Below are 22,692 nucleotides of genomic sequence, written 5' to 3'. Positions count from 1 at the left end.
GCCACGCTGGAATCACGGCTGGAGGAGATGGGCGTGCTCAGATCCTTTTCCCGGCCAAGGGTCTCAAACGACAACCCCTACTCGGAATCCCTGTTCCGAACGCTTAAGTACCGTCCCAACTACCCCAGCCGGCCATTCGCCACCAAAGAGGAGGCCTGCGAATGGGTAGCTGCATTTGTGGATTGGTACAACCACCGGCACCGCCACAGCGGCATCAAGTTCGTCACGCCCCACCAGCGCCACAGTGGAGCAGCTAAGGCCATTTGCCAGCAGCGAGCCGAGGTTTACGAGGCCGCCCGCCAGGCCAATCCAACTCGCTGGAGCGGTGCCACCCGCTGCTGGAGTCAACCGGCAGAAGTGTGGATAAACAAGCCAACAGAAGAGCCCGATCCGCTCATGGCGCTACCCTTAATCAAGGCCGCCTGAATGGCAGCCAAGGAGTGACAACTTTCCTGAAAGTCACCGTGGCGCCCTGCATCACTGTTGAGGATCTCAGCTGACATAGTGGGCCACGCTGGCACTGCTTCGGGCACGGCTTCCATTTCCATGCTTTCCGGACCTCCGGTCACCGCCACTACCGGCACCAGCCCTAGGGCTCTGCTTGAGCGCTTTCAAGTCGGCAATCCCCGTCAAAGGCGTGCCCTGCTGGCCACCCTGCAGCAGCAGAGCGATGCCTTGCGGCCCCTAATCCCAGACCATCTGGCCGGCGTTGATGCCACCGGAGATGACTGGGCAGCTGGTTTTTTAATTCAGCTCCTGCTCGATGAACAGGATGGCCTGCGCGAAGAGTTTCTGGCCCGCTACCCCGACGGCTGGCTTGCCACGGTGTCGGCCCGTGGCCTGGACTACGCACCCCTGCAACGAGCCCTGATGGCCCAGCAATTTGAAGAGGCCGATCGTCTCACAAGCGCCTTGCTGCGGGAGCTGGCCGGCCCAGAAGCCGTACGCCGCGGTTACGTGTACTACAGCGAGGTACCGCCGATCGCCTCCGCCGACCTAGACAGCCTCGATCGGCTCTGGGTCTGTTTTTCACGCGGTCGTTTTGGCTTCTCGGTGCAGGGCAAGTTGCTGCGCAGTTGCAATGGCCGCTGGGAGCTGCTCTGGCCCAAGTTGGCCTGGAAGGATGCTGGCCGCTGGACGCGCTATCCCGGCTCCTTTCAGTGGTCCATTGAGGCCCCTGAGGGCCACATGCCCCTTGTCAATCAACTGCGCGGCGTGCGGCTGATGGATGCCCTGCTCAACCACCCAGCTCTGCAACAGCGGATCAAGGCCTGAGCCAGGGTGCAGGCAGCGGCGTATGGTCAAAACGGCACCCGCGTACCTAAGCCCGATGGCCTTGCGCTGGTCGGACTACATCACGCCCTCAACGCTGCAGCTTGCACCGCTGCTGGAGCTATTGATTGAGCCCATTCGCTGCCTACGGCTTCAGGGTCAGGTGCAGCTTGGCCTGCAAGAAGCACTGGTCAATGCGGTCCGCCATGGCAACGGTTGCGACCCAGCCAAATGCTTGAGAGTGCGCCGCATTGAGACCCCCAACTGGCTGGTGTGGCAGGTACAGGACGAGGGAGCTGGAGTTCCCCCAGCGGCTCGCAGCACCAGCCTGCCTGAGCAGCTGGATGCCTCCAGCGGTAGGGGGCTGTTCCTGATTCATCACTGCTTCGATGACGTGCGCTGGAGTAGCCGTGGCAACCGGTTGCAACTGGCAGTCAGTCGGCAGCGAGCGTCGTTGCTGGCGCCGGTCGATGGCTGGGGCAACCAGGATCGCTCAGCTCCGCCTTGAGCCAGCCGAGCCCATGCTCAACCAACTCGATGGCCTGGCGGCGGGCGTCCGAGCTTTGAGGTGCCCCGGGATCATCGGCCCTAAGCAGCAACACCAGGGCTGCTGCAAGCTGCTCGGCGCCACGCCGGGGGCGTTGGGACTTGAAGGCGTGCCAATCCCGATCACCTATTGCCAGATGTCGCTGTAAGGCGACAGCAACCTCCAAGGAGCCTTCTGGCCAGCTTCTTTTTTGCTTGGACAACGGGGTTTGCACTGGACGCATACACGCACGAGGTTCCATCCTGAAGCCAGTTACGCCTTGTTGGGAGCTGGCTATGCCGACGCGACCCCTGGGCCACCACCCGGTGCGCCAACCTATTCGCCTGCTGCACCTGCTGGATGGGTTGCTCACCCAGGCATCTTTGACGGCTAAGAGCTCTGGGGTGAGCCAGCGGCGACAACGGCAGCGACTTGCCCTTACCCAGAGATTGCTAGATCCCCTGCCCGAGCAGCTAGCCCCCCCCTATCGCCAGGAGGTGCTGTTTTGGCGTGGGCTGCGCTGGGCCAGCTCCGGTCTGCTCCTGGCCTGGATCCTGAAGCGCTAGCGAGGTTTGCGGGCAGTCCAGACTCGAGTCATGAAATGGCTTTGGGCTGTGATGCCTTCAAAGCCAAGCTGGGCAAGGCGGGCGCCGATGTCATCTGAGATGTAATCGCGGTAATAGGGCTCATGGAAAACCCGTCGGAAATTCTCCATTACGGCACTGAATTGGGGTGAATCAGCAAGTTGTACCGAATCGGCAATAACCACAACCCCACCAGGCTCCAACACTCGGTAGGCCTGATTGATCACGTTCTGACGGGCCTCGCCCGGCAGCTCATGGAACAGAAAAACGCAGGTGACCGCTTGAAAACTTGCGTCGGCAAAGGGCAGTGCCTCAGCGTTGCCTTGGGTTAGCTGGGGAAGTTCACCGGGCAGCTGGCTAAGCCATTTGTTGGCCTGGCGCAGATAGGCGCTGGAAAGATCCAATCCCACCAGCTGGGCCTTGGGCAAGGCCGCCCTGATCTGGCGCAGGGTGCGACCGGTGCCGGTGGCAAGGTCGAGCACACGCACCTGGCCGGCTGGCCGATCGGCGAAGGCTTTGATACCCCGCAACAAAGGAGCCAGTACCCGGCGCCGCATGGGGTCGGCAGTGCCATTGAACAAAATTTCCACCTGCAGGTCGTAGAGCGCCGCCGAGTGATCGCTCAAGTAGCCGTCGGTCTGATGGTGAAAATTCTGAAGATAATAATCGGGGTAGTTATCTGGATCAACGCTGCTGGGCAAATCGCGCACGTTGCGCTTACTGCGCCGAGTCCAAGTGCTGGGCATGTCCAGCCATACAAGGGGATAGCGACTCGCCCAATCAAGCCAGGGGGCATCGAACAGCAGGGATGGCGGGTAAAGGCCCTGTTCCGCTTCCTGCCAGTCGCGCTCGTGCAATGAAGCCATCGCCTGCCTGAGGCTGCCCAGCAACTCAGGCGGGATTGGCACGGTTTTGGGGGTGCCATCTGGAGCTAGCAACCCCATCAGCTTGGTACTCACCTCCTTATGGGTTACCCCCAGCAGCGCCCTGCCCTGCTGCATGGTTTGGTAGGCCAATTTTGTGAGCTGATCCGGCATGGCGAGGCAATGGCTTGCAACCATTTCAGCGAATTTGAACTCACACCGCGATTGCTGAAGAGCTGTGAAGCCCTGGCTATTTAGTAGCAACCGCTACCAAAAAGCCTGCAGAATGGATTCAGAGAAAGGGACGCACGCCATGACCATGACCCGCCTGCACAGCCAGCATGCTGATCCTGAATTTCAAACCTGGAGCCTGTTGCACGCCCGCGAAAGCCGCCTCCACGGCGCCGAACTGGCCCAGATAACCCAGCACCACGATCCCAACCCCGCCGGGGACGCCCTGCATCAGCTCCAGGCCTGGGCCAGGCGCCAGGCCCGGGCAAAGCAACTGCAGGCAAGCGCGATCGCCCACCTGCGTTATTGCCCACCGGCGCCTGCTCAGGCGTCGTAGTACATCACGAACTCGTGGGGGTGGGGCCGCTGGCGTAGCTGCTGCACCTCCTCGTATTTAAGGGTTATCCAGTTGTTGATGAAGTCTTCGGTGAAGACGCCACCAGCTAGCAGGTAATCCTTGTCTGCATCGAGGGCCTCAAGGGCACCATTCAGTGAAGCCGGCACAGTGGAGATGCGGGCCAATTCCTCTGGGGAGAGCTCGAACAGGTCAACATCGGTGCCATCGCCCGGGTCGATTTGGTTCTTGATGCCATCGATGCCGGCCATCAACATGGCCGCGAAGCCGAGGTAGGGGTTGGACAAGGCATCGCCGGAGCGGAACTCCAGGCGCTTTGCCTTGGGGTTCGGCCCCGTTAGCGGAATGCGCACCGCGGCGGAGCGGTTGCCCTGGGAATACACCAGGTTCACCGGCGCTTCAAATCCGGGTACCAGGCGCTTGTAGCTGTTGGTGGTGGGGTTGGTGAAAGCCAAGAAGCTTGGGGCGTGCCTCAGCAGGCCACCGATGTACCAGCGGGCAGTCTGGGAAAGGTTGGCGTAGGTGCCTTCGCCGAAAAACAAAGGATTGCCGCCTCTCCATAGGCTCTGGTGCACGTGCATGCCGCTGCCGTTATCGGCAAACACGGGTTTGGGCATGAAGGTGGCCGTCTTGCCGTACTTACGGGCAACGTTGCGCACTACGTATTTGTAGATCATCACGTTGTCGGCTGCGCTGATCAGCTCGGCAAACCTGATTCCCAGCTCATGCTGGGCCGTTGCCACCTCGTGGTGCTGCTTTTCAATCGGCACCCCCAGGCTGCCCATGGTGAGCAACATCTCCGTGCGCATGTCCTGAAGGGTGTCGTTGGGGGCGACCGGGAAGTAACCCTCCTTCAACTGAATCTTGTAGGCGAGGTTGCCGCCCTCCTCGAGGCGGGAGCTATTCCAAGGGGCTTCAACTGAATCGACGCTGTAGAAGCTGCTGCCGCTGCCTGAGCTGTAGCGGACGTCGTCGAAGACAAAGAATTCAGGTTCCGGTCCGAAGTAGGCGGTGTCGGCGATACCGGTGGAACCGAGATAGTTGAGGGCTTTCTGGGCCAAGGCCCGGGGGCAACGGCCATAGGGCTTGCCGCTGCGAGGCTCCTGGATCGAGCAGATCAGGCTCAGGGTTTTGTGGCTGTAAAAGGGATCAATCCAGGCGGTGTTGGGGTCCGGGACCATCGCCATGTCCGATTCGTTGATCGCCTTCCAGCCCCGAATCGAGGAGCCGTCAAAGGCAACGCCATCGCTGAAGGAGGCCTCATCGATCAGGTCGCGGCAGACCGTCAGGTGCTGCCACTTGCCATGCAAGTCGACAAACTTGAGGTCGATCAGCTCGATTCCCTCCTCATGGATCTGACGGAGGACGTCTTGGGCTGTTTGGGCCATTACGAACAAGAAGGATGGGTGCCGACCGGTTGCGGCGTCGCCGGACCGTACGGATCGGCTGGACGCTAATTGGTATCGCCTGTAACCAAGCTGACGGCGAGGATTGCGTAACCGTTTCTGTCAACTTCCCCAGAACCCACCCCTGGCCTGGGATTTGGCGGAATGTGAGTGCTAGTTTTCGTTGTAGGTGCGTCGATTTGATTCCGCCATGCGCGATGCCATCACTGGTCTGATTGGCCGTTATGACCAGCTCGGCCGCTATTTAGACCGCGATGCGATCGACCGCATCAGCACCTACTACTCCGAATCCAGCGTGCGCCTGGCTGCGGTGGAGCTGATCAACCGTGAGGCTGCGGCCATTGTGCGCGAGGCGGCCCAGCGCCTCTGGCTTGCTGATCCCGAGCTGATCCTGCCCGGTGGCAACGCTTACACCACAAGGCGCCTTTCGGCTTGCCTGCGGGACATGGATTACTTCCTGCGTTTTGCCAGCTATGCCCTGATCGCCGACGACGCATCGATCCTCAACGAGCGGGTGCTGAATGGTCTCGACGACACCTACAAGAGTCTTGGCGTGCCGACTGGCCCCACCGTGCGCAGCATTGCCTTGATGGCTGATGTGGTTTGCGAGATGCTGCTCGAGGCCGGTGTGGCATCCGCGGCAGTGGTACGGGCCCCCTTTGACCATCTCTGCCGTGGTCTTGGTACCACCAATCTGCGGGCCCGCTAGGCCCAGGAATTGCTGCTTAAGCTCGATTTACACGCTCCATCCTGGTCTTGGTTCCCCTGCCCGTGCTGCCACCAGTTAATTCAGCCCATCGCCGCACGCTGGTCCCCATAGACACGCCGGATCGCTTGCTGCTCGGTCCTGGCCCCTCCAACGCCCATCCCACCGTGCTTCAGGCCCTGGCCCGAATGCCGATTGGGCACCTCGACCCCCTCTACGTCGAGCTGATGGGTGAGGTGCAGGAGCTGCTCCGCTACGCCTGGCAGACCGACAACCGCCTCACCATTCCAATGAGCGGCACCGGCAGTGCGGCCATGGAAGCCAGCCTGGCCAACACGATTGAGCCTGGAGACACCGTTTTGGTGGCCGTCAAGGGCTATTTCGGCTTGCGTCTGGCCGACATGGCCGGTCGCTACCGGGCCAATGTCGTGACGATCGAGAAGCCCTGGGGGGAAGCCTTCAGCCTGGCGGAACTCGAGAACGCCGTAGCCACCCATCGGCCCAAAATTCTGGCCATCGTCCACGCCGAAACATCCACCGGGATCTGCCAGCCCATGGAGGGCATCGGCGATCTCTGCCGTCAGCACGACTGTCTGCTTTTGCTTGATACGGTCACCTCCCTTGGTGCGGTGCCCCTCTACCTCGATGAATGGAAGGTGGATCTGGCCTACAGCTGCAGCCAGAAGGGCCTCAGCTGTCCTCCTGGTCTTGGTCCCTTCACCATGGGCCCGCGAGCCGAGGCGAAAATGATGGCCCGGGCGGGCAAGGTTCCCAACTGGTACCTGGACGTCACCCTGCTGAATCAGTACTGGGGCAGCGATCGGGTGTACCACCACACGGCGCCAGTAAATATGAATTTCGGCATGCGCGAAGCCCTGCGCCTGCTTGCCGAGGAAGGGCTGGAGGCAGCCTGGGCCCGCCACCGCAGCAATGCCGAGTGCCTCTGGGCTGGGCTCGAAGGCCTCGGGCTGGAGCTGCATGCCCCAGCAGCCCTGCGCCTACCCACCCTCACCACAGTGCGCATCCCCGCAGGAGTTGATGGCAAAGCCTTCTCTCAGCACCTGCTCACCAAGCATGGAATTGAGGTAGGTGGAGGCTTGGGCGCCTTGGCGGGCAAGGTTTGGCGGATCGGCCTGATGGGTTACAACAGCCAGCCTGAAAACGTTGACCTCCTGCTCAACCTGTTTGAAACCGAGCTGCCGGCCTTCAGGCCTGCGGTTGCCCCTGCTGCCGTCGCCGCCTAAACCAGCGCGCCAGCAGATCGCTGGCCTGGTCGCCTAATACCCCGCCGATCACGGTCATGTGGTGATGGGCAGTGGCGTTTTTTGCTAGATCAAGACAACTGCCGAGGGCGCCCCTTTTCGGATCCGTAGCGCCGAAAATTACCGTTCCCATGCGGGCTTGCACCAAAGCACCGGCACACATCGGGCAAGGCTCCAGGCTCACCAGCAAGGTGCAGCCATTAAATCGCCAGTCGCCGCGCAAGCGGGCCGCCTGCCCAAGGGCCACCAGTTCGGCGTGGCCAAGCGGATCGCTTTGCTGTTCGCGCCGATTGCTGCCCCAGCCGATGCAGCGTCCGCCTTCATCGAGCACCACAGCGGCGACGGGAATTTCACCCTGGTTTCCGGCCCGTTCTGCGTGGCGCAGCAGCAGTTGCATCCACTGGCGCTGCAGCTGGGGCCCTGGTGGGCCCATGAGTAGGGAACGATCCACTGCTTGGTGCCCGCAGCACAAACCCACTTGTAGCCCACCTCCACAGGTGAGAATGGCTTGATCCGATCGGTTTTCGTTGGCTAGCGCCCCCCCTGCCCCGCGGGCCAGCCAGCCCCTGCCCTTCGCCAGTCCGGAGCAGCTAGACCCCAGGCTGCAGGACTTTTTAGAGCAGGCTTCACGGCAGCTCTGTGTGTGGCTTGGTAGTGCTGCCGAACGCTCGCCCCTGCCCGGCTTGAGCGTTTTGCCACCAGTGGAGCCGGAAGGTTACGGTTTGGCTCCGGAGATGCTGCTGGCCGATCTGCAGCTCGTGATGGATGGGGCCTTCAATCCCAACCACCCTGGTGCCCTTGCCCATCTCGACCCACCACCTCTGCCGGCCTCGGTGGCTGCAGATTTGATCTGCGCCGGCCTTAACAACAACATGCTGGCGGAGGAATTGTCCCCCAGTTTGAGCCGCCTTGAGCGCAGCCTCACTGCCTGGCTGGCTGAGCAGCTAGGCCTGCCTGCGGGTAGTGGTGGTGTGGCCGCCAGCGGCGGCACCCTTTCCAATTTGATGGCACTGGTCACGGCGAGACGACAGCGCGGTCTGGCCATAGACGGTCGGGCGGTGGTGGTGGCAAGCATTGATGCCCATGTCTCCCTCGCTAAAGCACTGGCGGTGATGGGCCTACCGCCTGAGGCCCTGCGGCCGGTGGCAGTGGATAGCCAGGGCCGACTAGATCCAAGCGCCTTGGAAGTAGAGCTTGATCAACTCGAGCGGGCTGGGCTGCCTGTGATCGCGGTAGTCGCTACCGCTGGCACCACTGTTCGGGGGGCAGTCGACCCCCTCATTGCGATAGCTGGGATTTGCCAGCGGCGCAGCCAGTGGCTGCATGTGGATGGCGCTATCGGGGCCGTGTTCGGCCTGGTGCCTACCCACCGACATCGGGTTGCTGGCTTGGAGCAAGCCGATTCGATCACGGTCAATCCCCAGAAACTGCTGGGAATCACCAAAACCTCCTCCTTGCTGTTGCTGGCTCGCCCCCAGGCACTGGCGGAGGCGTTCCACACCGGCCTGCCCTACATGGAGCCGAGCTGGGGTGGTAGCCACGGTGGTGAAAGTGGTCTGCAGGGCACCCGTCCCGCCGAAATTCTCAAGCTTTGGCTGGGTTTGCGGCAGCTTGGCCTGCTCGGCATCAAGGCGGTGCTCGATGGGGCTATTCAGCGTCGGCGCCAGCTTCAGGCCCTACTGGCACCAAACGAACGGCTGCAGTTGGTCGGTGGCTCCTTCCATCTGCTGGCCTTCACTCCCCATCAACTTGATGCTGCCGCCAGCCAGGCCTGGAGCGATCGCACTCGCCAGCGACTGCTCCAGGAGCAGCTGATGCTTTCGCGGCCTCACTACGCCGGGCGCCACTATCTCAAGGCCGTGCTTGGTAACCCCCACACCAAGCCAGCCCACCTCGAGAACCTGGCCAGGGTGGTGCATGCCAGCCTCAACGATCAATCCTGATACCCCTTCCCCCTGTGAGTGAACCCCCTAGTGAACCCCCTGCTGTGACAACCTCCGGCCGCGGTCGCTGGGTCGCGATTGTGACTGGCGCCATTTCGGTATTAATCGGCGTTCTTTATCTGGCCATGATCGTGGTGCTTGATAGCCGGGGGCCACTGCAGCCACCGCCACCGGAGGCCTTGGGCGAGCTGCCGGTCAGTCGGGCCCAGGCCTTGGCGGCAAACTCCGCTGCTTTGCCTGCAGCGGTTGCACCACCCGGCTGAAGGCGGCTTTAAGGAAGCGACTCATGGCCCCGTCGCGCTTGCTGAGGTCGTATTGCTGCTGCACAACCTCCTGCACACCGCCGTCGCCCCAGTCTTGGTCGCGCTCGAAGTAGGTGATGAAGCTCAGCCCCGCAACCCGGGTGAGCCAGGCAGCGCTGACCGCCTGAATGGCACGGCTCACAACCAGAGCAGGTACGTTCAGGCTTAGGGCCGCACTAAGCAGGCTGACGCCCCCCTTCACCAGCCCTAGGCCCGCCATGGTGCGTCCAACGGAAAGGGCCAGATCTTGGGCACTCTGGCGACTCATGCTGATGCCATAGATACGGGCGATCTCCACCACCATCTGGGCATTTACAGCTGCGGCACCGAGCAGGTCCAGGCCAGGTAGGGGTGTGACGGCCAGCACCCCGGCTCCGATCCACATGTAGCGATCAACGATCGACTCGCAGTCGCTGCGGCGCTGCCTGGTCAGCAGGGAGCGGCTGGCCTCACTGAGCCGCCGGCACTGCAACAACAGGTTGTCGGCAATCAGTTCTTCCCCGTCGGCGTGGAGCACGGCCGCGATGCGGCGTAAGAGGGCATCTACCTCGGCAGCTGGCTGCAAGGGGCGCCCGCCTGGCATGGGCACGCTCTGGGGTGCCGCGCTGGCGGGGATCACGTCTTCGGCCGCAATGTGGTCACGGCTGCGTTGGCGCAGTAGCTGGAGCAACCTCGCCTCCTCCTGCTCGCCGCGCAGGTCGCACTTGTTGAGCACCAGCATCAGCCGCTTGCCAAGGCCAGCCAGGGCTTCAAAAACCTCAAGCTCGGCGGCGCGCAAGTCGCCGTCCACCACGAGCAGAAGCAGGTCAGCCTTGCTTGCCTGGTCGCGGGCGAGCCGCTCCCGCTCCAGCCCAGCAGCACCTGCTTCGAGGATGCCGGGCGTGTCAACCAAAACCACGGCTCGCTGCAAGCTGCGCAGCCGCAGGCGATAGCGCTGGGTTTCGCTGGTAGATCCCATGGCAGCTCCCACCTTGCCCACCAGCTCTTGCAGCAGGGCGCGGATCAGAGAGGTTTTGCCTGCCGATCCCGTACCAAACAACACAATCACGAGATCGCCCCGTTCCAGCTCGGCCTGCATGCGCTGCCGCTCTTGACGCAAGGCTTCCCGCTCCACCGCATCGCGCACCCGATCGAGGGTTTGATCGATGGCGGCCAGATTTTGGGCGGCTGCTTCCCGGCGGTTACCCGGCGACGGCAAGCTGGCAGCCGCTCCTGGCCTGGCCTTGCCGGTAATGGTCCGCAGCCAAGGCCAGGCCAGTTGCACCAGCAGCAGCACGAAGCCAGCGAACACAAGGACAAACAACGGCTGAACGATCCAGCTCGGCAGGTACCAACTCAGTTGCCAGTAGAGGTTGTTGACCCCCTGCAGCACTGCGCCAACGGCGATCAGGGCCAGGACAGCCAGACCGGCGATCATCCACAGGCGGGTGCGGGTGCTCACAACTCAGGCATCAGGATCGGGCTGCTCGGATGATCTCGCTCCACAGTCCTGCAGCCAAGGCGCTGCTGGCGCGACTGGGGCTGTTGTCGTCATTACCCAACCAGATACCCACCACCCAATGGCGCTGGGGCTCATAGCCGACAAAGAGCAAATCGCGGCTGTCATTGGTTGTGCCGGTTTTGCCACCCTCCTGACCGCCCAGACTGGCCATCTGGCCCGTACCCCGCTGCACCACGGCCCGCAGCAACTGCTGCATGGCGCGGGCCGTCGCCTCGCTGCTTACCCGGCGTCCCGCTTGGGATGTTGTGGGGGCGTTGGCCTGGCGGCACTGGCTTGATGACTGGCCGCTACAGGCCTCTCCATCGGTAAGGCGCCGAATTGTGCTGGGGGAATGCCAAACGCCACCGTTGGCGATCGCCGCGTAGGCAGCTGTGAGCTCCAGCAGGGTTACCTCGCTCTGGCCGAGGGCCAATCCGGGCACGGCCGCCAGGGGGCTGGTGAAGCCAAGATCGCGAGCTTTCTGCACCAGTGCATCAAGCCCTACCCGCTGGGCCAGTCGCAGTGCTGCCGTGTTGCTACTGATAGCAAAGGCAGATACCAGGCTCAAATTGCCACCGCAGCCGCTGCTAAAGCTCTGACCACGCCAGCGCAATGGCGAGCAGCTGATTGGATCACTGGGCTTACCGCCCCGCTCGAGAGCGACCAAATAGGGAAGCAGCTTGAAGGTGCTGCCGGGCTGGCGCAGGGCCATCGTGGCCCGATTGAACTGGCTCTGGCGGTAGTCGCGGCCGCCGGCAAGGGCCAGGATGCCGCCGGTGCGCGAATCGAGCACCACCACGGCCCCTTCCCCTACCCCCAGCGCCTTGCTGGAGCTAAGTCGTTGGCGCAACAACCGTTCCACCTGCTCCTGCAGGTTGCGATCCAAATAGGTATCGATCAGGAAATTACCTTCGGCCGCGACCTCTGCCCCCACCAGTTGATCGAGGTCGCGGCCCACCTGGTCTGAATAAAAGGGGACTCCGCGTAGAGAGCTGCTGCTGCGGCAGGCCAGGGGCGAAAGCCGGATTGGGCTGCGGCGGCCGCTGCGGGCCTGATCGGCACTGATACGACCCGTGTCGCCCATTTTGCTGAGCACGGCATTGCGGGAACTCAGGGCCGCTTGGGGATCAAAGCAGGGGTCGTAGCCGTTGGGCGAGGGCAGCAGGCCCACCAATAGGGCAGCCTCCTCAAGCTTGAGGTCGCTGGCTGGCTTACCGAAATAATGGCGGGAGGCATCCTCGAAACCCCAGCCAACACCCAAATAAACGCGGTTGAGGTAACTCAGCAGCAGATCCTGCTTGCTGAAGCGGGCCTCAATTTGTAGCGCCACCAGCAGCTCACGCCACTTGCGGCCAAGGGTTTCACCTTGACCCACCTGATCGGGGTACAGGCTGCGCGCGAGTTGCTGGGTGAGGGTGCTGCCCCCCTCCAGCACCCGTCCTCCCAGCACGTTGGTAACAAGGGCACGGCCTGTCCCAACCGGGTCGACTCCTGGATGCCACCAGAAGCGGCTGTCCTCACTGGCAAGTAGGGCATCGATCAACACCCGGGGATAGGCCTTTAGGGATTTGAGCTCTCGGTGCTCCCTAGCTTGGGCTGTTGCGATTGGTTTGCCCTGGCGGTCGTAGAGCACAAGCGGCCCACGCACCGTGGCGAGGCTGCCGCGAATTGGCACTTGTAAGCTGGAGATGATCAGCAGGCCAAAGCCACCGAGGGCAGTAGCTGCAAGCAGCAAGCTCGTTGCGCGCAGCAACCTTTGCAGCTGGGGCAGGGGACGGATCTGAAAATCGAGCTCGGGCAGTCCCGCCTCCTGGCTGGGGCCGAAGCGCAGGCTGTCCCCGTCGCGGAGCAGCAACTGCTGCACCCGCCGGCCTTGCCACCAGAGGCCATTGGTAGAGCTGTCGTCGCTGAGCAACCAGTGGGATCCGCGTCGCTCCAGCAGAGCGTGCTGGCGGCTGACCGCCGGATGGTCAACGCAAATTTGGCAGTCGTTGTCGCGACCGATGCGGTAAGTGCCCGGGTGCAGGCCTACCAGCCGAGAGGGCTGGCCCGGGAGATGGACCCACAGTTGGGCCTGAGCGGGCTGGCTAAACCGCTGCCAACGTCGGCTTAGGGCTTCAAACGCCTGGTTGGCCATGGTTCCCCAGCAGCTCGATGGCGAAGCAGAGCACCGCCAGGTTGATGGCCACATCGGCCAGATTGAACACTGGAAATGACACTGGTACCAGGGCTAGAAAATCCACCACGTAGCCAAGACGCCAGCGATCAAGCCCGTTGCCGAGTGCTCCCCCCAGCAGGAGCCCTACCCCAAGGCTCCGGGTGAGGGTCAACTGACCCTGCCTCTGAATCCAAACGGCAACAGCAATGGAAACCAGCAAGCTCACCAGGCCAAGTAGCTGGGGGTTGCCGCTGAACAGGCTGAAGGCCGCTCCGGTGTTGCGGACAAGCTGCAGGGAAAGCAGCCCCGGCAGGAAAGCTGAACTGCTTCCGAGCGACAGATTGGCAACGGCCAGCGCCTTGCTGAGCTGGTCGAGCAGCAAAACCAAGCCGGCGCTGGCGTAAGCGAGCTTGCGCAACCGTCTCATGACTCCACCAGCAGCAGACGGCGCAGAACCAGGGCGACCACCGATACAGCACAGCAGAGCAGCAACTGGGGCAGCAATGGCGCCAGGCTGTAGCTGAATAACAAACTTCCCAGATTTGATCCCCAACGGCCAGCCAGGGCACCGAGCAACAGGTTGGCTATGCCGCAAATCTGCAGGACGCCCAGCCCGACCACTGCGGCGCCAAACAAACCAAGCAGGTCGTCCATGCCCTGCTGGCGCACGAGCTTGCCGGTGAGCCAGGCAGCCGGGATGAAGCCAGCCAGATAACCAAAGCCAGGATCCAATAAGTAGGCGGCACCGCCCCCGCCCTGAAAGACCGGCAGTTGGAACAGGCCCAGGCTCAGGTAAGCAACGGCTGCGAGCATGCCGCTGCGAGGACCGCAGACCAGGGCGGTTAGCAGCAGGGCCGGCACCTGCAGGGTGATGGGCAGGGTCGTGAGGTTCCAGCCGCCGCTGCCAGCCGGAAGCGGGGCTGCGGCCTGAATCAATCCGCCTACCAAAATCAGCAGCAGACCGGCGATTGCGCCGCTCCAGATGGCTAGGGCCCTCAACTGATCACGTCGTGTCTGGCAACCATTTTGGGGGTCGGGCCAACGGGGTCGCTAACTTCAAGTCAGCAAGTGACGCAATGGAAGACCCACAAACCGCTGAGTCCATAAAGCCGCTGACTTTTGGTGTTGGTGATGCGGTGCAGCTGAAGGGCCGGCCCAAATATCTGAAGACAGCTGACCCAATGCCGATGTTGCGGCCCCCAGACCTGGTGGATAGCGATGAACAGGGCCAAGTTTTGGCCATCAAGGCCCGCAACCAATTTGCGGTTCGCTTCCGGCGCGGCACTTTTTTGTTAGACGCCGAACAACTCCAGGCTGCCGCTGATTGATTAGCCGCTAAGGCCGTGGCGGAGCCAGGCCTGCTCTGAAGCAGCCAGGGCCGACGCTGGACCACAGATGCTGAGGGCGGGAGCCGCAAGCCTGCGGCGAGCTGCTGCCAGAAGGGTGGCAGCATCCAGTTGCTGGGCCCGCTCCAGGCTGTCCTCCACGTAGCTCCAGCCCAGGCCATGGCCCAGCACCAGCGCCTGACGATCGGCGATCTGGCCGCAGGTCTGGCGCCCCATGGCGTCCTGGCCGCGGTATTTAGCCTTTGCCAAAATTAGTTCCGCTTCGCTTAAGGGCTGCTCCAGAATCCGCTGCCACTCCTCAAGGAGGGCCGTGGTCGCCTCTGCTGCTCGGTCGGCGGATGTGGAGAGGTGCCAAATAAAGGGAGTAGCACCGCGCCGGGCAGGCATGTGAACCCCAACGTCGTAAGCCAAGCCCCGCTCCTCCCGCATGATCACAAACAGACGGCTGGACATGCCCATACCCAAGTGGGCCTGAAGCAACCGCAGGGCCAAGCCATCGGGATCACCCAGTGGCACAGTCGCCGCACCCAGCATCAGCACCAGCTGCTCGGTGTCCTGCTCCAGGCTGGCAAGACGCTGCAGGCCGCCGGCAGCTCCTGGTCCAGCTCCGGGGCTTGGCTGAGTCGTGGTCCAGGGGCAGTTGTCCAGCAGGGGGTTAAGCAGCAGGGGAAGCTCGTCATCAAGATCGCCGCAGGCCACCAAAAGAGCGCCGTCCTGACCGAGATCGGGCACCAGCGCTGCCAACTGCTCGGAATGCAGGGCTGCCAGCTCCACATCGACCCCGAGAGGATCGTGGCCATAAGGCCCCTGGCCATAAAGCAGGTGGCGAAGCTGGTCGTGGGCTAGCTGAAAGGGATCCTCCCGCTGGCGCTGCAAACTCTGCAGGTTTAGGTCCCGCTCCAGCTCAAGTTGGTCTGGGCTGAGCCACGGCTGCCTAGCCATCGACAGCAGCAGGGGCAGCAGCTCGGCCGTGTCGCTGCTGGAGCACTTGACACTGATCACCAGGCAGTCTTCCGAGGCTTCGCAGCGAAGGGCAGCACCGCGCCCCTCCACCAGATCGGCCAGGGCTTCAGGCCCGTAGTTACCGCAGCCGCGGGTCATCAGCCCGGCCAAAAGTTGGGCTGCCCCGCGCTGGCCGGGGAGATCCACGCTGCTGCCCCCCCGAATCCAGAGCCTGCAGGCCACGATCGCCGGACCAGGTCGTCGCTGCCAGATCAGGGGTAGGCCGCCCTGGAGGCTGGCGTTCTGCCAGTTGGCCGTAGTTACCTGGGTACTGGTCATGTCGGCACCGCTTCGAGCACACAGGCACGGCTGGGAGCAAGCAGAGGCAAGGCCTGTTGCAGCAATTCAGCCGCACTCCAGCGATCGATCTCCTCCAGCGGCAGCTGCAGCATGTGGTGGCGTCCCCAGAGGCGGTTGTTGCCTATTAGGCCTGCCACGCCGCCAGCGGCTTCCAGGCCAAAGCGATAGCCATTTGCCACTAAACGTTGGGCCCGCTGCCATTCCGTCTCCGCCAGACCCTCCTGCAGTAGCTGGGTCCACACCTCATCAATCGCCTGGCGAACAGAAGCCAGTTCGTCTGTTTCACAAATTGCTTCAAGCAAGGCGAAGCTGCCGCTCTCCATTACGTGCAGGTCGAGGTCGATGCTTTCCACGATGCGGAGTTGCTCCCGCAGCCGCTCTACCAAACGGCTGCGACGACCCTCTGCTAACACGGTAGTAAGTAGGTCTGCGCCCATCACGCCGTGTAGCTCAGCGGCAGGGGGCAAACCCCAGAGCATCAGCAGACGCGCCGATTCCAGCCGCGGCACCTCGATCCTGTGTTCTCCTGGCTGAACCACCAGGGCGGGCCGAGATTGGGGTTCCTCCACCACTGGCAAAAAAGCCAGGGCGCTGGCGGCGATGCGGTCGGCCAGAACCTCCGGCTTAATGCCGCCGCTCAGGGCCAGTACGCAACGGTTGGCGCCATAGAGCCGCCCATGGAAGGCGGCCATGGCACCAGGCGTCTGCTCAAGCAGCAGCTCGCGCTTGCCCAAGATCGGCTCGCCGTAGGCATGGTTTGGACATCCCAGCCGCAACAGCTGCTGCAGGGCGACCTCATCTGGCTGATCTTCGCTCTGGGCCAGCTCCTCGAGCACCACTTGCCGCTCCATATCAAAGGCTGCGGCATCTAGGCGGGGATGCAGCACCAGGTCGAGGAGTAGCTCGAGGGCGTCTCCAGCAACCTCTGGTGGAGTCAACACGTGGTAGTGGACGTCGTCGAAACCGGTGGCGGCATTGCTATTGCCGCCCATCGCTTCGATGCGAAGGTCAAATTCGCCGGGCCCTAGGCGCTCGCTGCCCTTAAACACCATGTGTTCCAGAAAATGAGCCATGCCGCTCTCCCCTGCGGATTCAAAAACGCTGCCGGCCCGGCACCACAAGTCCAGGCATACCAACGGCGAGTCGGGCAATGACAGGCTGACCACGGTGGCCCCGTTGGTCAGAAGTTGATCGCTGGGACAAGCCAGACCTGGCAGCAGGGGCTGGGAAGGGGCCAAGGGCAAGGCGCAGATGCGTGGCAGGATCTGCATTCTGCTGGCTGCACCTCCTGTCGTGAGTTCCGCTCCCGCTTCGTCTCAGAGTCCCGACGCTGCCCCCGAGGCCTCTTGCGCCGGAAGCGGTGCGATTCATCCCCTGATGGAGGACCTTGCGGTGCGGATTCGTACGTTCTGGCAAGGCCTGCCCGAACTGGAGCCCTTGGCGGTAGCTCCAGAACTCGAAGCCATCAGTGGCAGCCTCGATGGCGAATCCTTATTCATCCGCAACGAACTGCGTTGCTGCCGGGGACTGCGCAAGCTGCATTTAGAAACGGCCCGGCTCGGGGCGGGGCTCCAGATTTTGCACTGCGTGCTGTTTCCAGACCCCCGCTTCGACCTGCCTGTATTTGGGGCAGACATCGTGGCCGGCCCTGCCGGTGTCTCCGCCGCCATTGTAGACCTCTCGCCAGTTTGCAGCGAGCTACCGGCCGGCATCGCCGAGGCTCTTGCCGCCAGGCCCACTAGCAGCTTTGAACAGGAACGGGAACTGCCGGGCTGGGGCTCAATTTTTTCGCCCTACGTTCGCTTTGTGAGACCCACGAGCGCAGCTGAGGAGGCCGCGTTTCTCGACGAGGTAAGCGGCTTTCTCGATGTGCTGGCGTCGGCCATAGCCGCAAGTGAGCCTCAGGCACCTACCCACCCAGCTACGGTTGCCAGATGGCAGGGTCAGCTCCGGTATTGCAAGCAACAGAAACAAAACGACAAGACTCGCCGGGTGCTGGAGAAGGCCTTCAACCCGCAGTGGGCAGACCGTTACATCGAGGAGTTGTTGTTCGACGATCCGCCGGCACCGTGAAGCGAGCCTTGCTGGGAGTGCACCGGCTTTGGTGGTTTGGGGGTGCGGCCCTGCTGCTTGTTTTGGCTGTTGCCCTGGTTCGCCAACAGGGAACCCCTGCCGTTAAAGCACCGGTGGTTGCGGCAACTCCCCGTAATCAGGAGGCGGTGGCAGCGCTTGGACGGCTGGAGCCCGCTGGTGATGTGCGCTTGCTGGCGGCCCCCATCAGTGGCATCGGCGGCAGCCCCCGGATCGCCGAGCTTTTGGTGGAGGAAGGCGACCGCGTCAGCAGTGGCCAGCTGCTGGCCCGCTTTGACACAGCGCCCACCCTTGTGGCCCAACAACGGCTAATTGAGGCTCGCCTTCGCAACCTTGATACCAGATTGGAGGTACAAACCCGCGACGTCCGTCGCTACCGCCAGCTGAGTCGTTCCGGAGCCATCCCCAGTGGGGAGCTCGACAATCGCGAGACGGACCTGCTCAAGCTTCAGGGGGACCGCAATGAGGCCTGGGCTGAACGCGAAAAACTCAAAGCTGAGTTGCTGCTTACCGAACTACGGGCGCCCATAGCTGGCACCGTGCTCAAACTCCATGCACGAGTAGGAGAGCGCCCTACCGACTCTGGCGTACTCGAGCTGGGCGCCAGCAACCGCATGCAGGCCGTGGTTGAGGTTTACGAAAGTGACATCGACCGGGTGCGCCTTGGCCAGAGCGTCTCTTTAATCAGCGAAAACGGCGGTTATCAAGGCGCGCTTACGGGCGAGGTGATTCGAATCAGTCCCCAGGTGCGGCAGCGTTCAGTGCTTTCAACTGATCCCACCGGAGACGCAGATGCCAGGGTTGTGGAGGTTCGGGTGGCCCTAGATCCCTCCGATAGTCAGCGAGTGCGCGATCTAACGGGCTTAAAGGTGATCGCCCGACTTGCTGCCACCAGGGCGCCTGTGCAGCCCTAATGCTTGGCCGTATCTGGCAGGGCCGCCGCATTCCGCTTGCCTGGCTGCTGTTAACTCGTCAGCCCGTGCGCCTGGCTGTCGCCCTAGCCGGCATCGCCTTCGCTGGCATCTTGATGTTTATGCAGCTGGGCTTCAGGGATGGATTATTCGATGCCAGCGTCACCATTCATCGACTTTTGGACACTGATTTGGTGTTGATCAGTCCACGCTCCAGCAGCTCGGTGAGCATGGCCGGCTTTCCCCGTCGCCGTCTCGTCCAGGCAATGGCAGATCCAGATGTTGAGGGAATCACCCCGGTGCACTGGAGCCTGCTGTTGTGGCGCAACCCAGATACAAGATCAACCCGTTCGATCCTCGCCCTGGGCTTTGAACCAGCCGATCCTCTGTTCACCGATCCCAGCCTCGCGCCCAAGGCAAAGCTCCTGCAGGACAGGGGCAGAGTGCTGTTTGACGAGCTCTCCAGACCGGAATTCGGCCCGGTGGCCGACTGGTTTCGCGATGGCCGCACTGTGGAAAGCGAGATCAATGGCAAAAAGGTCCGGGTGGCAGGGCTGGTGGGGCTCGGCACCTCTTTTGGCGCAGATGGCAACTTGCTCACCAGCCAAGAGACCTTCCTCCAGCTACTGCCAAACACTCCTCCAGGAAGCATCGAGGTAGGGCTGATCCGCTTGCGAGCAGGGACCGATGCGGATGCTGTAGTTAAACGGCTGCAGCGAGATCTGCCTGATGACGTCAAAGTGCTGACTAAAGATGGCTTCATCGCCTTCGAGCAGGATTATTGGCGCTCAAGCACCTCGATCGGCTTCATCTTTACCCTCGGCGCAGCCATGGGTTTCGTGGTGGGCTGCGTAATCGTGTACCAGATTCTGTATTCAGACGTCAGCGATCACCTGCCGGAATACGCCACCTTGATGGCTATGGGCTATCGCCTGCCCACCCTGCTCGGAGTCGTGGCGCGGGAGGGGATGTTGCTTGCGGTATTCGGCTATCTGCCCGCCTACGCCGCCGGCCAGGGTCTCTACCTACTGGTGCGCAATGCCACCCAGCTACCGGTATCGATGAACCTGACCCGGGCACTGACGGTGTTCATCATGATTTTGGTGATGTGTATGGGCTCGGCAACCCTGGCGATGCGGCGCCTTGGTGATGCCGATCCAGCGGAGATTTTCTGATGGCTGCGATGGTGCGCCTGGAAGGCTTGAGGCATTCCTTTGGCAGTGGCGTCAATCGCCGCCAGGTGCTCCAAGACATCAGCCTTTGCGTTGACGCCGGTGAGGTGGTGCTACTTACCGGCCCTTCCGGCTGCGGCAAAACCACCCTGTTGACCCTGATTGGAGCTCTACGACAGGTGCAGGAAGGCTCGGTTCACGTATTCGGGGAGGAGCTCAATGGTGCAAGTCGCGCCGCCCGGCTGAGGTTACGACGCAGGATCGGCATGATTATCCAGGGGCACAATTTGCTGAGGTGCCTTACGGCGGAGCAAAACGTACAGATGGGTGCAGACCTGCTGCAAGGGCTCAGTTATCGCGCCCGTAGGGATAGATCTCGGGAATGGTTGCGGGCAGTGGGGCTGAGTGACCATCTCGGCAAGCTGCCCCACGATCTCTCCGGTGGGCAGAAACAAAGGGTCTCGATCGCCCGGGCCCTAGCCGCAAGGCCCCAGCTCCTACTGGCCGATGAGCCCACCGCATCTCTCGATTCCCACACTGGGCGTGAGGTGGTCGAGCTACTTAAGGGGCTGGCCAAAGACCAGGGCTGCGGTGTGTTGATGGTGACCCACGACCCTCGGATTCTTGATGTGGCAGACCGTCTGGTGCAGATGGAGGACGGTCAGTTGAGCAGCGGCGCCTTCGCAATTGAGTAGGGTAGAAATTCGCATCTCTCCAACACGCCGCTCGCATGGCTAAGCGCAGGAATCTCAAGAAAGAAAAGCAAGAGCGAAATCGCTCCTACGCGCGCAAATTCAAGAAGCGCAAGCTGCGCAACGACGGCCGCGGTGAAGGCGCCGGCAATGGTGTGACTGGCACAGCCAACAACGGTGGCGCCGCCGACTGATCGGTGCAGCCCATGCATCGCTGAGGGGATCCGGAAGGATCCCTTTTTTGCTGTTTAGACCCTCGCGGCGACCCCGATGTTCCTCAGCGTCGTCATCCCCACCTACAACCGCCTGCCGATCCTGCAGAAGTGCCTGCTGGCCCTAGAGGCCCAGGATCCCTCAGCCCTGATCACGGGCTACGAGGTTGTGCTGGTCGACGATGGCTCAACCGATGCCACCGTTAGCTGGCTGCGGCAGCACAGCCTGCAGCTGCCGCACCTGCGACTGATCGAGCAGGAGCACGGAGGACCAGCCCAGGGGCGCAATCGGGGAGTGGAGGCAGCCCGTGGCGACGTGGTCGTTTTCATCGACAGCGACCTAGTGGTCACCCCCAGCTTTCTGCGCAGCCACGCCGAGGCCCTAGAGCGCCAGTGGCAGCGCCGGGGCAATCGACGCTGTTTCACCTATGGCGCCGTAATCAACACCGCCAATTTCCAAGATCCCTGCAGCGAACCACACAAGCTTCAGGATCTTTCTTTCGCATATTTCGCCACCGGTAACGTGGCCATCGACCGGCAGCTGCTGGAGCAGGCAGGACTATTTGACACACGCTTCCGTTTGTATGGCTGGGAAGACCTAGAGCTGGGCGAAAGGCTGCGACGGCTCGGGGTTGCGTTGGTGCGCTGCCCCGAGGCTGTGGGCTACCACTGGCATCCGGCCCTGAATTTGGAGCAGATCCCCGATTTGATTCGGGTGGAGCGGGAGCGGGCAAAAATGGGACTTGTCTTTTACCAAAAGCACCCCACCAGGCGGGTGCGCATGATCGTTCAGTTCACCTGGCTGCATCGCCTGCTCTGGGAGGCGCTCACCCTGGGCGGCCTGCTCAACGAACGCAGCCTGCGGCCCCTGCTTGCCTGGTTGATCCGCCGCGGCCATCCAGGGGTGGCCATGGAGCTGTTGCGAGTGCCGCTTAACCGCCTTGGAGTGCGGGCCCTGTTTGCAGAAGCCAAAGCAGTCAAGGGCACAGGTCCAGCCCCTAGCCCTATTTGATAGGGTGCCTAAGTACAAATCACACCGCACACCTGCGTGTTTCGGGTGATCCGAGCAGCAATGCCCGTCGGCCCTTCTGGTCGTATGGGTCGTTCTGGATCCCTGGCAGGTGGAGGCAAACCCGAAACCCCAACCCAAAATTATGGCTGTTGTAACTCTCTCCGAAATGATGGAGGCCGGTGCCCACTTCGGGCACCAAACGCGCCGTTGGAATCCCAAGATGTCGCGCTACATCTATTGCGCGCGCAATGGAGTCCATATTATTGATCTGGTGCAGACTGCCGTCTGCATGAACAACGCCTACAAGTGGACCCGCAGTGCGGCCCGTAGTGGCAAGCGCTTCCTCTTTGTTGGCACCAAGAAGCAGGCCTCCGAGGTGATTGCCCAGGAGGCAACACGTTGTGGCGCCTCGTACGTGAACCAGCGCTGGCTGGGCGGCATGCTCACAAACTGGACCACGATGCGCGCTCGCATCGATCGGCTCAAGGATTTGGAGCGCATGGAAAGTTCGGGCGCCATCGCTATGCGTCCTAAGAAGGAGGCTGCCGTGCTGCGCCGTGAACTGGAGCGCTTGCAGAAGTATCTGGGCGGATTGAAGAACATGCGCCGCCTGCCCGACGTAGTGGTGCTGGTGGATCAGCGCCGTGAAACCAACGCCGTGCTCGAAGCTCGCAAGCTTGATATTCCCTTGGTGTCCATGCTTGACACAAATTGTGATCCCGACCTCTGCGACGTGCCGATCCCCTGCAACGACGACGCCGTTCGTTCCGTACAGCTGGTGCTTGGTCGCCTTGCCGATGCCATCAACGAAGGCCGCCACGGTGCCCAGGACCAGGGCCGTGAAGACGAAGGCTGAATTTGATCCA

The 22,692-nt window shown here is 62.3% G+C and carries 26 protein-coding genes; 16 read left to right on the top strand and 10 right to left on the bottom strand.

The window, feature by feature from the left end:
• From AC01FP_RS08055 to AC01FP_RS08045, 3 genes are all read left to right on the top strand, one after another.
• On the top strand, window positions 1-426 hold a 426-nt coding region (locus AC01FP_RS08055), incomplete at its 5' end, for a transposase (protein ID WP_474479396.1).
• Window positions 427-546: 120 nt separating this feature from the next.
• Window positions 547-1,275, top strand: a complete 729-nt coding sequence (locus AC01FP_RS08050) for a GUN4 domain-containing protein (RefSeq protein ID WP_474479394.1) — start codon at window positions 547-549, stop codon at window positions 1,273-1,275.
• Window positions 1,276-1,330: 55 nt separating this feature from the next.
• A complete protein-coding gene (locus tag AC01FP_RS08045; protein WP_474479392.1) occupies window positions 1,331-1,780 on the top strand; it encodes an ATP-binding protein in 450 nt (149 codons plus the stop codon).
• Here the strand turns inward: AC01FP_RS08045 and AC01FP_RS08040 are convergent.
• Window positions 1,707-2,042, bottom strand: a complete 336-nt coding sequence (locus AC01FP_RS08040) for a DUF6439 family protein (protein ID WP_474479390.1) — start codon at window positions 2,040-2,042, stop codon at window positions 1,707-1,709. The genes AC01FP_RS08045 and AC01FP_RS08040 overlap by 74 nt on opposite strands.
• Before the next feature lie 52 nt (window positions 2,043-2,094).
• On the opposite strand from AC01FP_RS08040, the gene AC01FP_RS08035 reads away from it, so the two are divergent.
• Window positions 2,095-2,364: a hypothetical protein gene (locus AC01FP_RS08035; RefSeq protein ID WP_474479389.1), complete on the top strand. Its 270-nt coding sequence runs from the start codon at window positions 2,095-2,097 to the stop codon at window positions 2,362-2,364.
• Here the strand turns inward: AC01FP_RS08035 and AC01FP_RS08030 are convergent.
• Window positions 2,361-3,419, bottom strand: coding sequence for a class I SAM-dependent methyltransferase (locus AC01FP_RS08030; protein WP_474479388.1), 1,059 nt, complete (start codon window positions 3,417-3,419; stop codon window positions 2,361-2,363). The genes AC01FP_RS08035 and AC01FP_RS08030 overlap by 4 nt on opposite strands.
• Window positions 3,420-3,558: 139 nt before the next feature.
• On the opposite strand from AC01FP_RS08030, the gene AC01FP_RS08025 reads away from it, so the two are divergent.
• On the top strand, window positions 3,559-3,813 hold the full coding sequence (locus AC01FP_RS08025; RefSeq protein WP_474479386.1) for a hypothetical protein: 255 nt from the start codon (window positions 3,559-3,561) through the stop codon (window positions 3,811-3,813).
• On the opposite strand, the gene glnA is transcribed toward AC01FP_RS08025, so the two are convergent.
• Entirely contained in the window at window positions 3,801-5,219 is a 1,419-nt protein-coding gene (gene glnA, locus AC01FP_RS08020) for a type I glutamate--ammonia ligase (protein ID WP_474479385.1), read from the bottom strand. The genes AC01FP_RS08025 and glnA overlap by 13 nt on opposite strands.
• Before the next feature lie 208 nt (window positions 5,220-5,427).
• On the opposite strand from glnA, the gene AC01FP_RS08015 reads away from it, so the two are divergent.
• Both AC01FP_RS08015 and AC01FP_RS08010 read left to right on the top strand, forming a co-directional pair.
• Window positions 5,428-5,946 (top strand): globin family protein, encoded by a 519-nt coding sequence (locus tag AC01FP_RS08015; RefSeq protein ID WP_474479383.1) that lies wholly within the window; start codon window positions 5,428-5,430, stop codon window positions 5,944-5,946.
• A 62-nt stretch (window positions 5,947-6,008) separates the two neighbouring features.
• Window positions 6,009-7,187 (top strand): pyridoxal-phosphate-dependent aminotransferase family protein, encoded by a 1,179-nt coding sequence (locus tag AC01FP_RS08010; protein WP_474479382.1) that lies wholly within the window; start codon window positions 6,009-6,011, stop codon window positions 7,185-7,187.
• Here the strand turns inward: AC01FP_RS08010 and AC01FP_RS08005 are convergent.
• A complete protein-coding gene (locus tag AC01FP_RS08005) occupies window positions 7,150-7,638 on the bottom strand; it encodes a nucleoside deaminase (protein ID WP_474479381.1) in 489 nt (162 codons plus the stop codon). The genes AC01FP_RS08010 and AC01FP_RS08005 overlap by 38 nt on opposite strands.
• A 94-nt stretch (window positions 7,639-7,732) precedes the next feature.
• Here AC01FP_RS08005 and AC01FP_RS08000 point away from each other — a divergent pair, with 94 nt between their 5' ends.
• Window positions 7,733-9,148 carry a pyridoxal phosphate-dependent decarboxylase family protein gene (locus AC01FP_RS08000; RefSeq protein ID WP_474479379.1) on the top strand — a complete coding sequence of 472 codons (1,416 nt, stop codon included), beginning with the start codon at window positions 7,733-7,735 and terminating at the stop codon, window positions 9,146-9,148.
• Between the two features lie 195 nt (window positions 9,149-9,343).
• On the opposite strand, the gene AC01FP_RS07995 is transcribed toward AC01FP_RS08000, so the two are convergent.
• From AC01FP_RS07995 to AC01FP_RS07980, 4 genes are read right to left on the bottom strand one after another with little or no spacing between them, the layout of a single operon-like run.
• Window positions 9,344-10,891, bottom strand: coding sequence for a DUF697 domain-containing protein (locus AC01FP_RS07995; protein WP_474479378.1), 1,548 nt, complete (start codon window positions 10,889-10,891; stop codon window positions 9,344-9,346).
• A 10-nt stretch (window positions 10,892-10,901) separates the two neighbouring features.
• Window positions 10,902-13,067, bottom strand: a complete 2,166-nt coding sequence (locus AC01FP_RS07990) for a transglycosylase domain-containing protein (RefSeq protein ID WP_474479376.1) — start codon at window positions 13,065-13,067, stop codon at window positions 10,902-10,904.
• Window positions 13,048-13,515 (bottom strand): signal peptidase II, encoded by a 468-nt coding sequence (lspA, locus tag AC01FP_RS07985; RefSeq protein ID WP_474479374.1) that lies wholly within the window; start codon window positions 13,513-13,515, stop codon window positions 13,048-13,050. The genes AC01FP_RS07990 and lspA overlap by 20 nt, the downstream gene beginning before the upstream one ends.
• On the bottom strand, window positions 13,512-14,087 hold the full coding sequence (locus AC01FP_RS07980; protein WP_474479373.1) for a biotin transporter BioY: 576 nt from the start codon (window positions 14,085-14,087) through the stop codon (window positions 13,512-13,514). Before AC01FP_RS07980 ends, lspA begins: the two co-directional genes overlap by 4 nt.
• 77 nt (window positions 14,088-14,164) lie before the next feature.
• On the opposite strand from AC01FP_RS07980, the gene AC01FP_RS07975 reads away from it, so the two are divergent.
• Window positions 14,165-14,416, top strand: coding sequence for an NAD(P)H dehydrogenase assembly family protein (locus AC01FP_RS07975; protein ID WP_474479372.1), 252 nt, complete (start codon window positions 14,165-14,167; stop codon window positions 14,414-14,416).
• On the opposite strand, the gene AC01FP_RS07970 is transcribed toward AC01FP_RS07975, so the two are convergent.
• Together AC01FP_RS07970 and AC01FP_RS07965 are read right to left on the bottom strand one after the other, a co-directional pair.
• Complete coding sequence (locus AC01FP_RS07970) at window positions 14,417-15,715, bottom strand: M16 family metallopeptidase (RefSeq protein WP_474479369.1); 1,299 nt, start codon at window positions 15,713-15,715, stop codon at window positions 14,417-14,419. It lies immediately after the preceding gene.
• Window positions 15,712-17,007 carry a M16 family metallopeptidase gene (locus AC01FP_RS07965; protein ID WP_474479368.1) on the bottom strand — a complete coding sequence of 432 codons (1,296 nt, stop codon included), beginning with the start codon at window positions 17,005-17,007 and terminating at the stop codon, window positions 15,712-15,714. The genes AC01FP_RS07970 and AC01FP_RS07965 overlap by 4 nt, the downstream gene beginning before the upstream one ends.
• Before the next feature lie 94 nt (window positions 17,008-17,101).
• Between AC01FP_RS07965 and AC01FP_RS07960 the strand changes: the two genes are divergently transcribed.
• The 7 genes from AC01FP_RS07960 (at window position 17,102) to rpsB (ending at window position 22,682) form a co-directional block, all read left to right on the top strand.
• Window positions 17,102-17,809: a phycocyanobilin:ferredoxin oxidoreductase gene (locus tag AC01FP_RS07960; RefSeq protein ID WP_474479399.1), complete on the top strand. Its 708-nt coding sequence runs from the start codon at window positions 17,102-17,104 to the stop codon at window positions 17,807-17,809.
• Entirely contained in the window at window positions 17,806-18,741 is a 936-nt protein-coding gene (locus tag AC01FP_RS07955) for a lipid ABC transporter permease (RefSeq protein WP_474479367.1), read from the top strand. The genes AC01FP_RS07960 and AC01FP_RS07955 overlap by 4 nt, the downstream gene beginning before the upstream one ends.
• The gene (gene devC, locus AC01FP_RS07950; protein WP_474479366.1) at window positions 18,741-19,913 is read left to right on the top strand and encodes an ABC transporter permease DevC; all 1,173 of its coding nucleotides are present in this window, start codon (window positions 18,741-18,743) and stop codon (window positions 19,911-19,913) included. Before AC01FP_RS07955 ends, devC begins: the two co-directional genes overlap by 1 nt.
• Window positions 19,913-20,605, top strand: coding sequence for an ATP-binding cassette domain-containing protein (locus AC01FP_RS07945; RefSeq protein WP_474479365.1), 693 nt, complete (start codon window positions 19,913-19,915; stop codon window positions 20,603-20,605). The genes devC and AC01FP_RS07945 overlap by 1 nt, the downstream gene beginning before the upstream one ends.
• A gap of 35 nt (window positions 20,606-20,640) precedes the next feature.
• Window positions 20,641-20,796: a hypothetical protein gene (locus tag AC01FP_RS07940; protein ID WP_011129965.1), complete on the top strand. Its 156-nt coding sequence runs from the start codon at window positions 20,641-20,643 to the stop codon at window positions 20,794-20,796.
• 76 nt (window positions 20,797-20,872) lie between these two features.
• Window positions 20,873-21,826, top strand: a complete 954-nt coding sequence (locus AC01FP_RS07935; protein ID WP_474479363.1) for a glycosyltransferase family 2 protein — start codon at window positions 20,873-20,875, stop codon at window positions 21,824-21,826.
• 142 nt (window positions 21,827-21,968) lie between these two features.
• Complete coding sequence (rpsB, locus tag AC01FP_RS07930) at window positions 21,969-22,682, top strand: 30S ribosomal protein S2 (RefSeq protein WP_474479362.1); 714 nt, start codon at window positions 21,969-21,971, stop codon at window positions 22,680-22,682.
• Window positions 22,683-22,692: the final 10 nt, after the last annotated feature.

This window comes from Cyanobium sp. NIVA-CYA 375 (genome assembly GCF_056108345.1).
Note: the sequence above shows the minus strand (reverse complement) of the source record. Positions and strands in the feature narration are given on the sequence as shown.

What these genes read in the sequence shown, in the direction of transcription:
- AC01FP_RS08050 (WP_474479394.1), top strand. Translation starts at nt 547, where the DNA reads ATGCTTTCCGGACCTCCGGTCACCGCCACTACCGGCACCAGCCCTAGG.
- AC01FP_RS08045 (WP_474479392.1), top strand. Translation starts at nt 1,331, where the DNA reads ATGGCCTTGCGCTGGTCGGACTACATCACGCCCTCAACGCTGCAGCTT.
- AC01FP_RS08040 (WP_474479390.1), bottom strand. Translation starts at nt 2,042, where the DNA reads ATGCGTCCAGTGCAAACCCCGTTGTCCAAGCAAAAAAGAAGCTGGCCA.
- AC01FP_RS08035 (WP_474479389.1), top strand. Translation starts at nt 2,095, where the DNA reads ATGCCGACGCGACCCCTGGGCCACCACCCGGTGCGCCAACCTATTCGC.
- AC01FP_RS08030 (WP_474479388.1), bottom strand. Translation starts at nt 3,419, where the DNA reads ATGCCGGATCAGCTCACAAAATTGGCCTACCAAACCATGCAGCAGGGC.
- AC01FP_RS08025 (WP_474479386.1), top strand. Translation starts at nt 3,559, where the DNA reads ATGACCATGACCCGCCTGCACAGCCAGCATGCTGATCCTGAATTTCAA.
- glnA (WP_474479385.1), bottom strand. Translation starts at nt 5,219, where the DNA reads ATGGCCCAAACAGCCCAAGACGTCCTCCGTCAGATCCATGAGGAGGGA.
- AC01FP_RS08015 (WP_474479383.1), top strand. Translation starts at nt 5,428, where the DNA reads ATGCGCGATGCCATCACTGGTCTGATTGGCCGTTATGACCAGCTCGGC.
- AC01FP_RS08005 (WP_474479381.1), bottom strand. Translation starts at nt 7,638, where the DNA reads ATGGGCCCACCAGGGCCCCAGCTGCAGCGCCAGTGGATGCAACTGCTG.
- AC01FP_RS07990 (WP_474479376.1), bottom strand. Translation starts at nt 13,067, where the DNA reads ATGGCCAACCAGGCGTTTGAAGCCCTAAGCCGACGTTGGCAGCGGTTT.
- lspA (WP_474479374.1), bottom strand. Translation starts at nt 13,515, where the DNA reads ATGAGACGGTTGCGCAAGCTCGCTTACGCCAGCGCCGGCTTGGTTTTG.
- AC01FP_RS07975 (WP_474479372.1), top strand. Translation starts at nt 14,165, where the DNA reads ATGGAAGACCCACAAACCGCTGAGTCCATAAAGCCGCTGACTTTTGGT.
- AC01FP_RS07970 (WP_474479369.1), bottom strand. Translation starts at nt 15,715, where the DNA reads ATGACCAGTACCCAGGTAACTACGGCCAACTGGCAGAACGCCAGCCTC.
- AC01FP_RS07965 (WP_474479368.1), bottom strand. Translation starts at nt 17,007, where the DNA reads ATGCAGATCCTGCCACGCATCTGCGCCTTGCCCTTGGCCCCTTCCCAG.
- devC (WP_474479366.1), top strand. Translation starts at nt 18,741, where the DNA reads ATGCTTGGCCGTATCTGGCAGGGCCGCCGCATTCCGCTTGCCTGGCTG.
- AC01FP_RS07945 (WP_474479365.1), top strand. Translation starts at nt 19,913, where the DNA reads ATGGCTGCGATGGTGCGCCTGGAAGGCTTGAGGCATTCCTTTGGCAGT.
- AC01FP_RS07940 (WP_011129965.1), top strand. Translation starts at nt 20,641, where the DNA reads ATGGCTAAGCGCAGGAATCTCAAGAAAGAAAAGCAAGAGCGAAATCGC.
- AC01FP_RS07935 (WP_474479363.1), top strand. Translation starts at nt 20,873, where the DNA reads ATGTTCCTCAGCGTCGTCATCCCCACCTACAACCGCCTGCCGATCCTG.
- rpsB (WP_474479362.1), top strand. Translation starts at nt 21,969, where the DNA reads ATGGCTGTTGTAACTCTCTCCGAAATGATGGAGGCCGGTGCCCACTTC.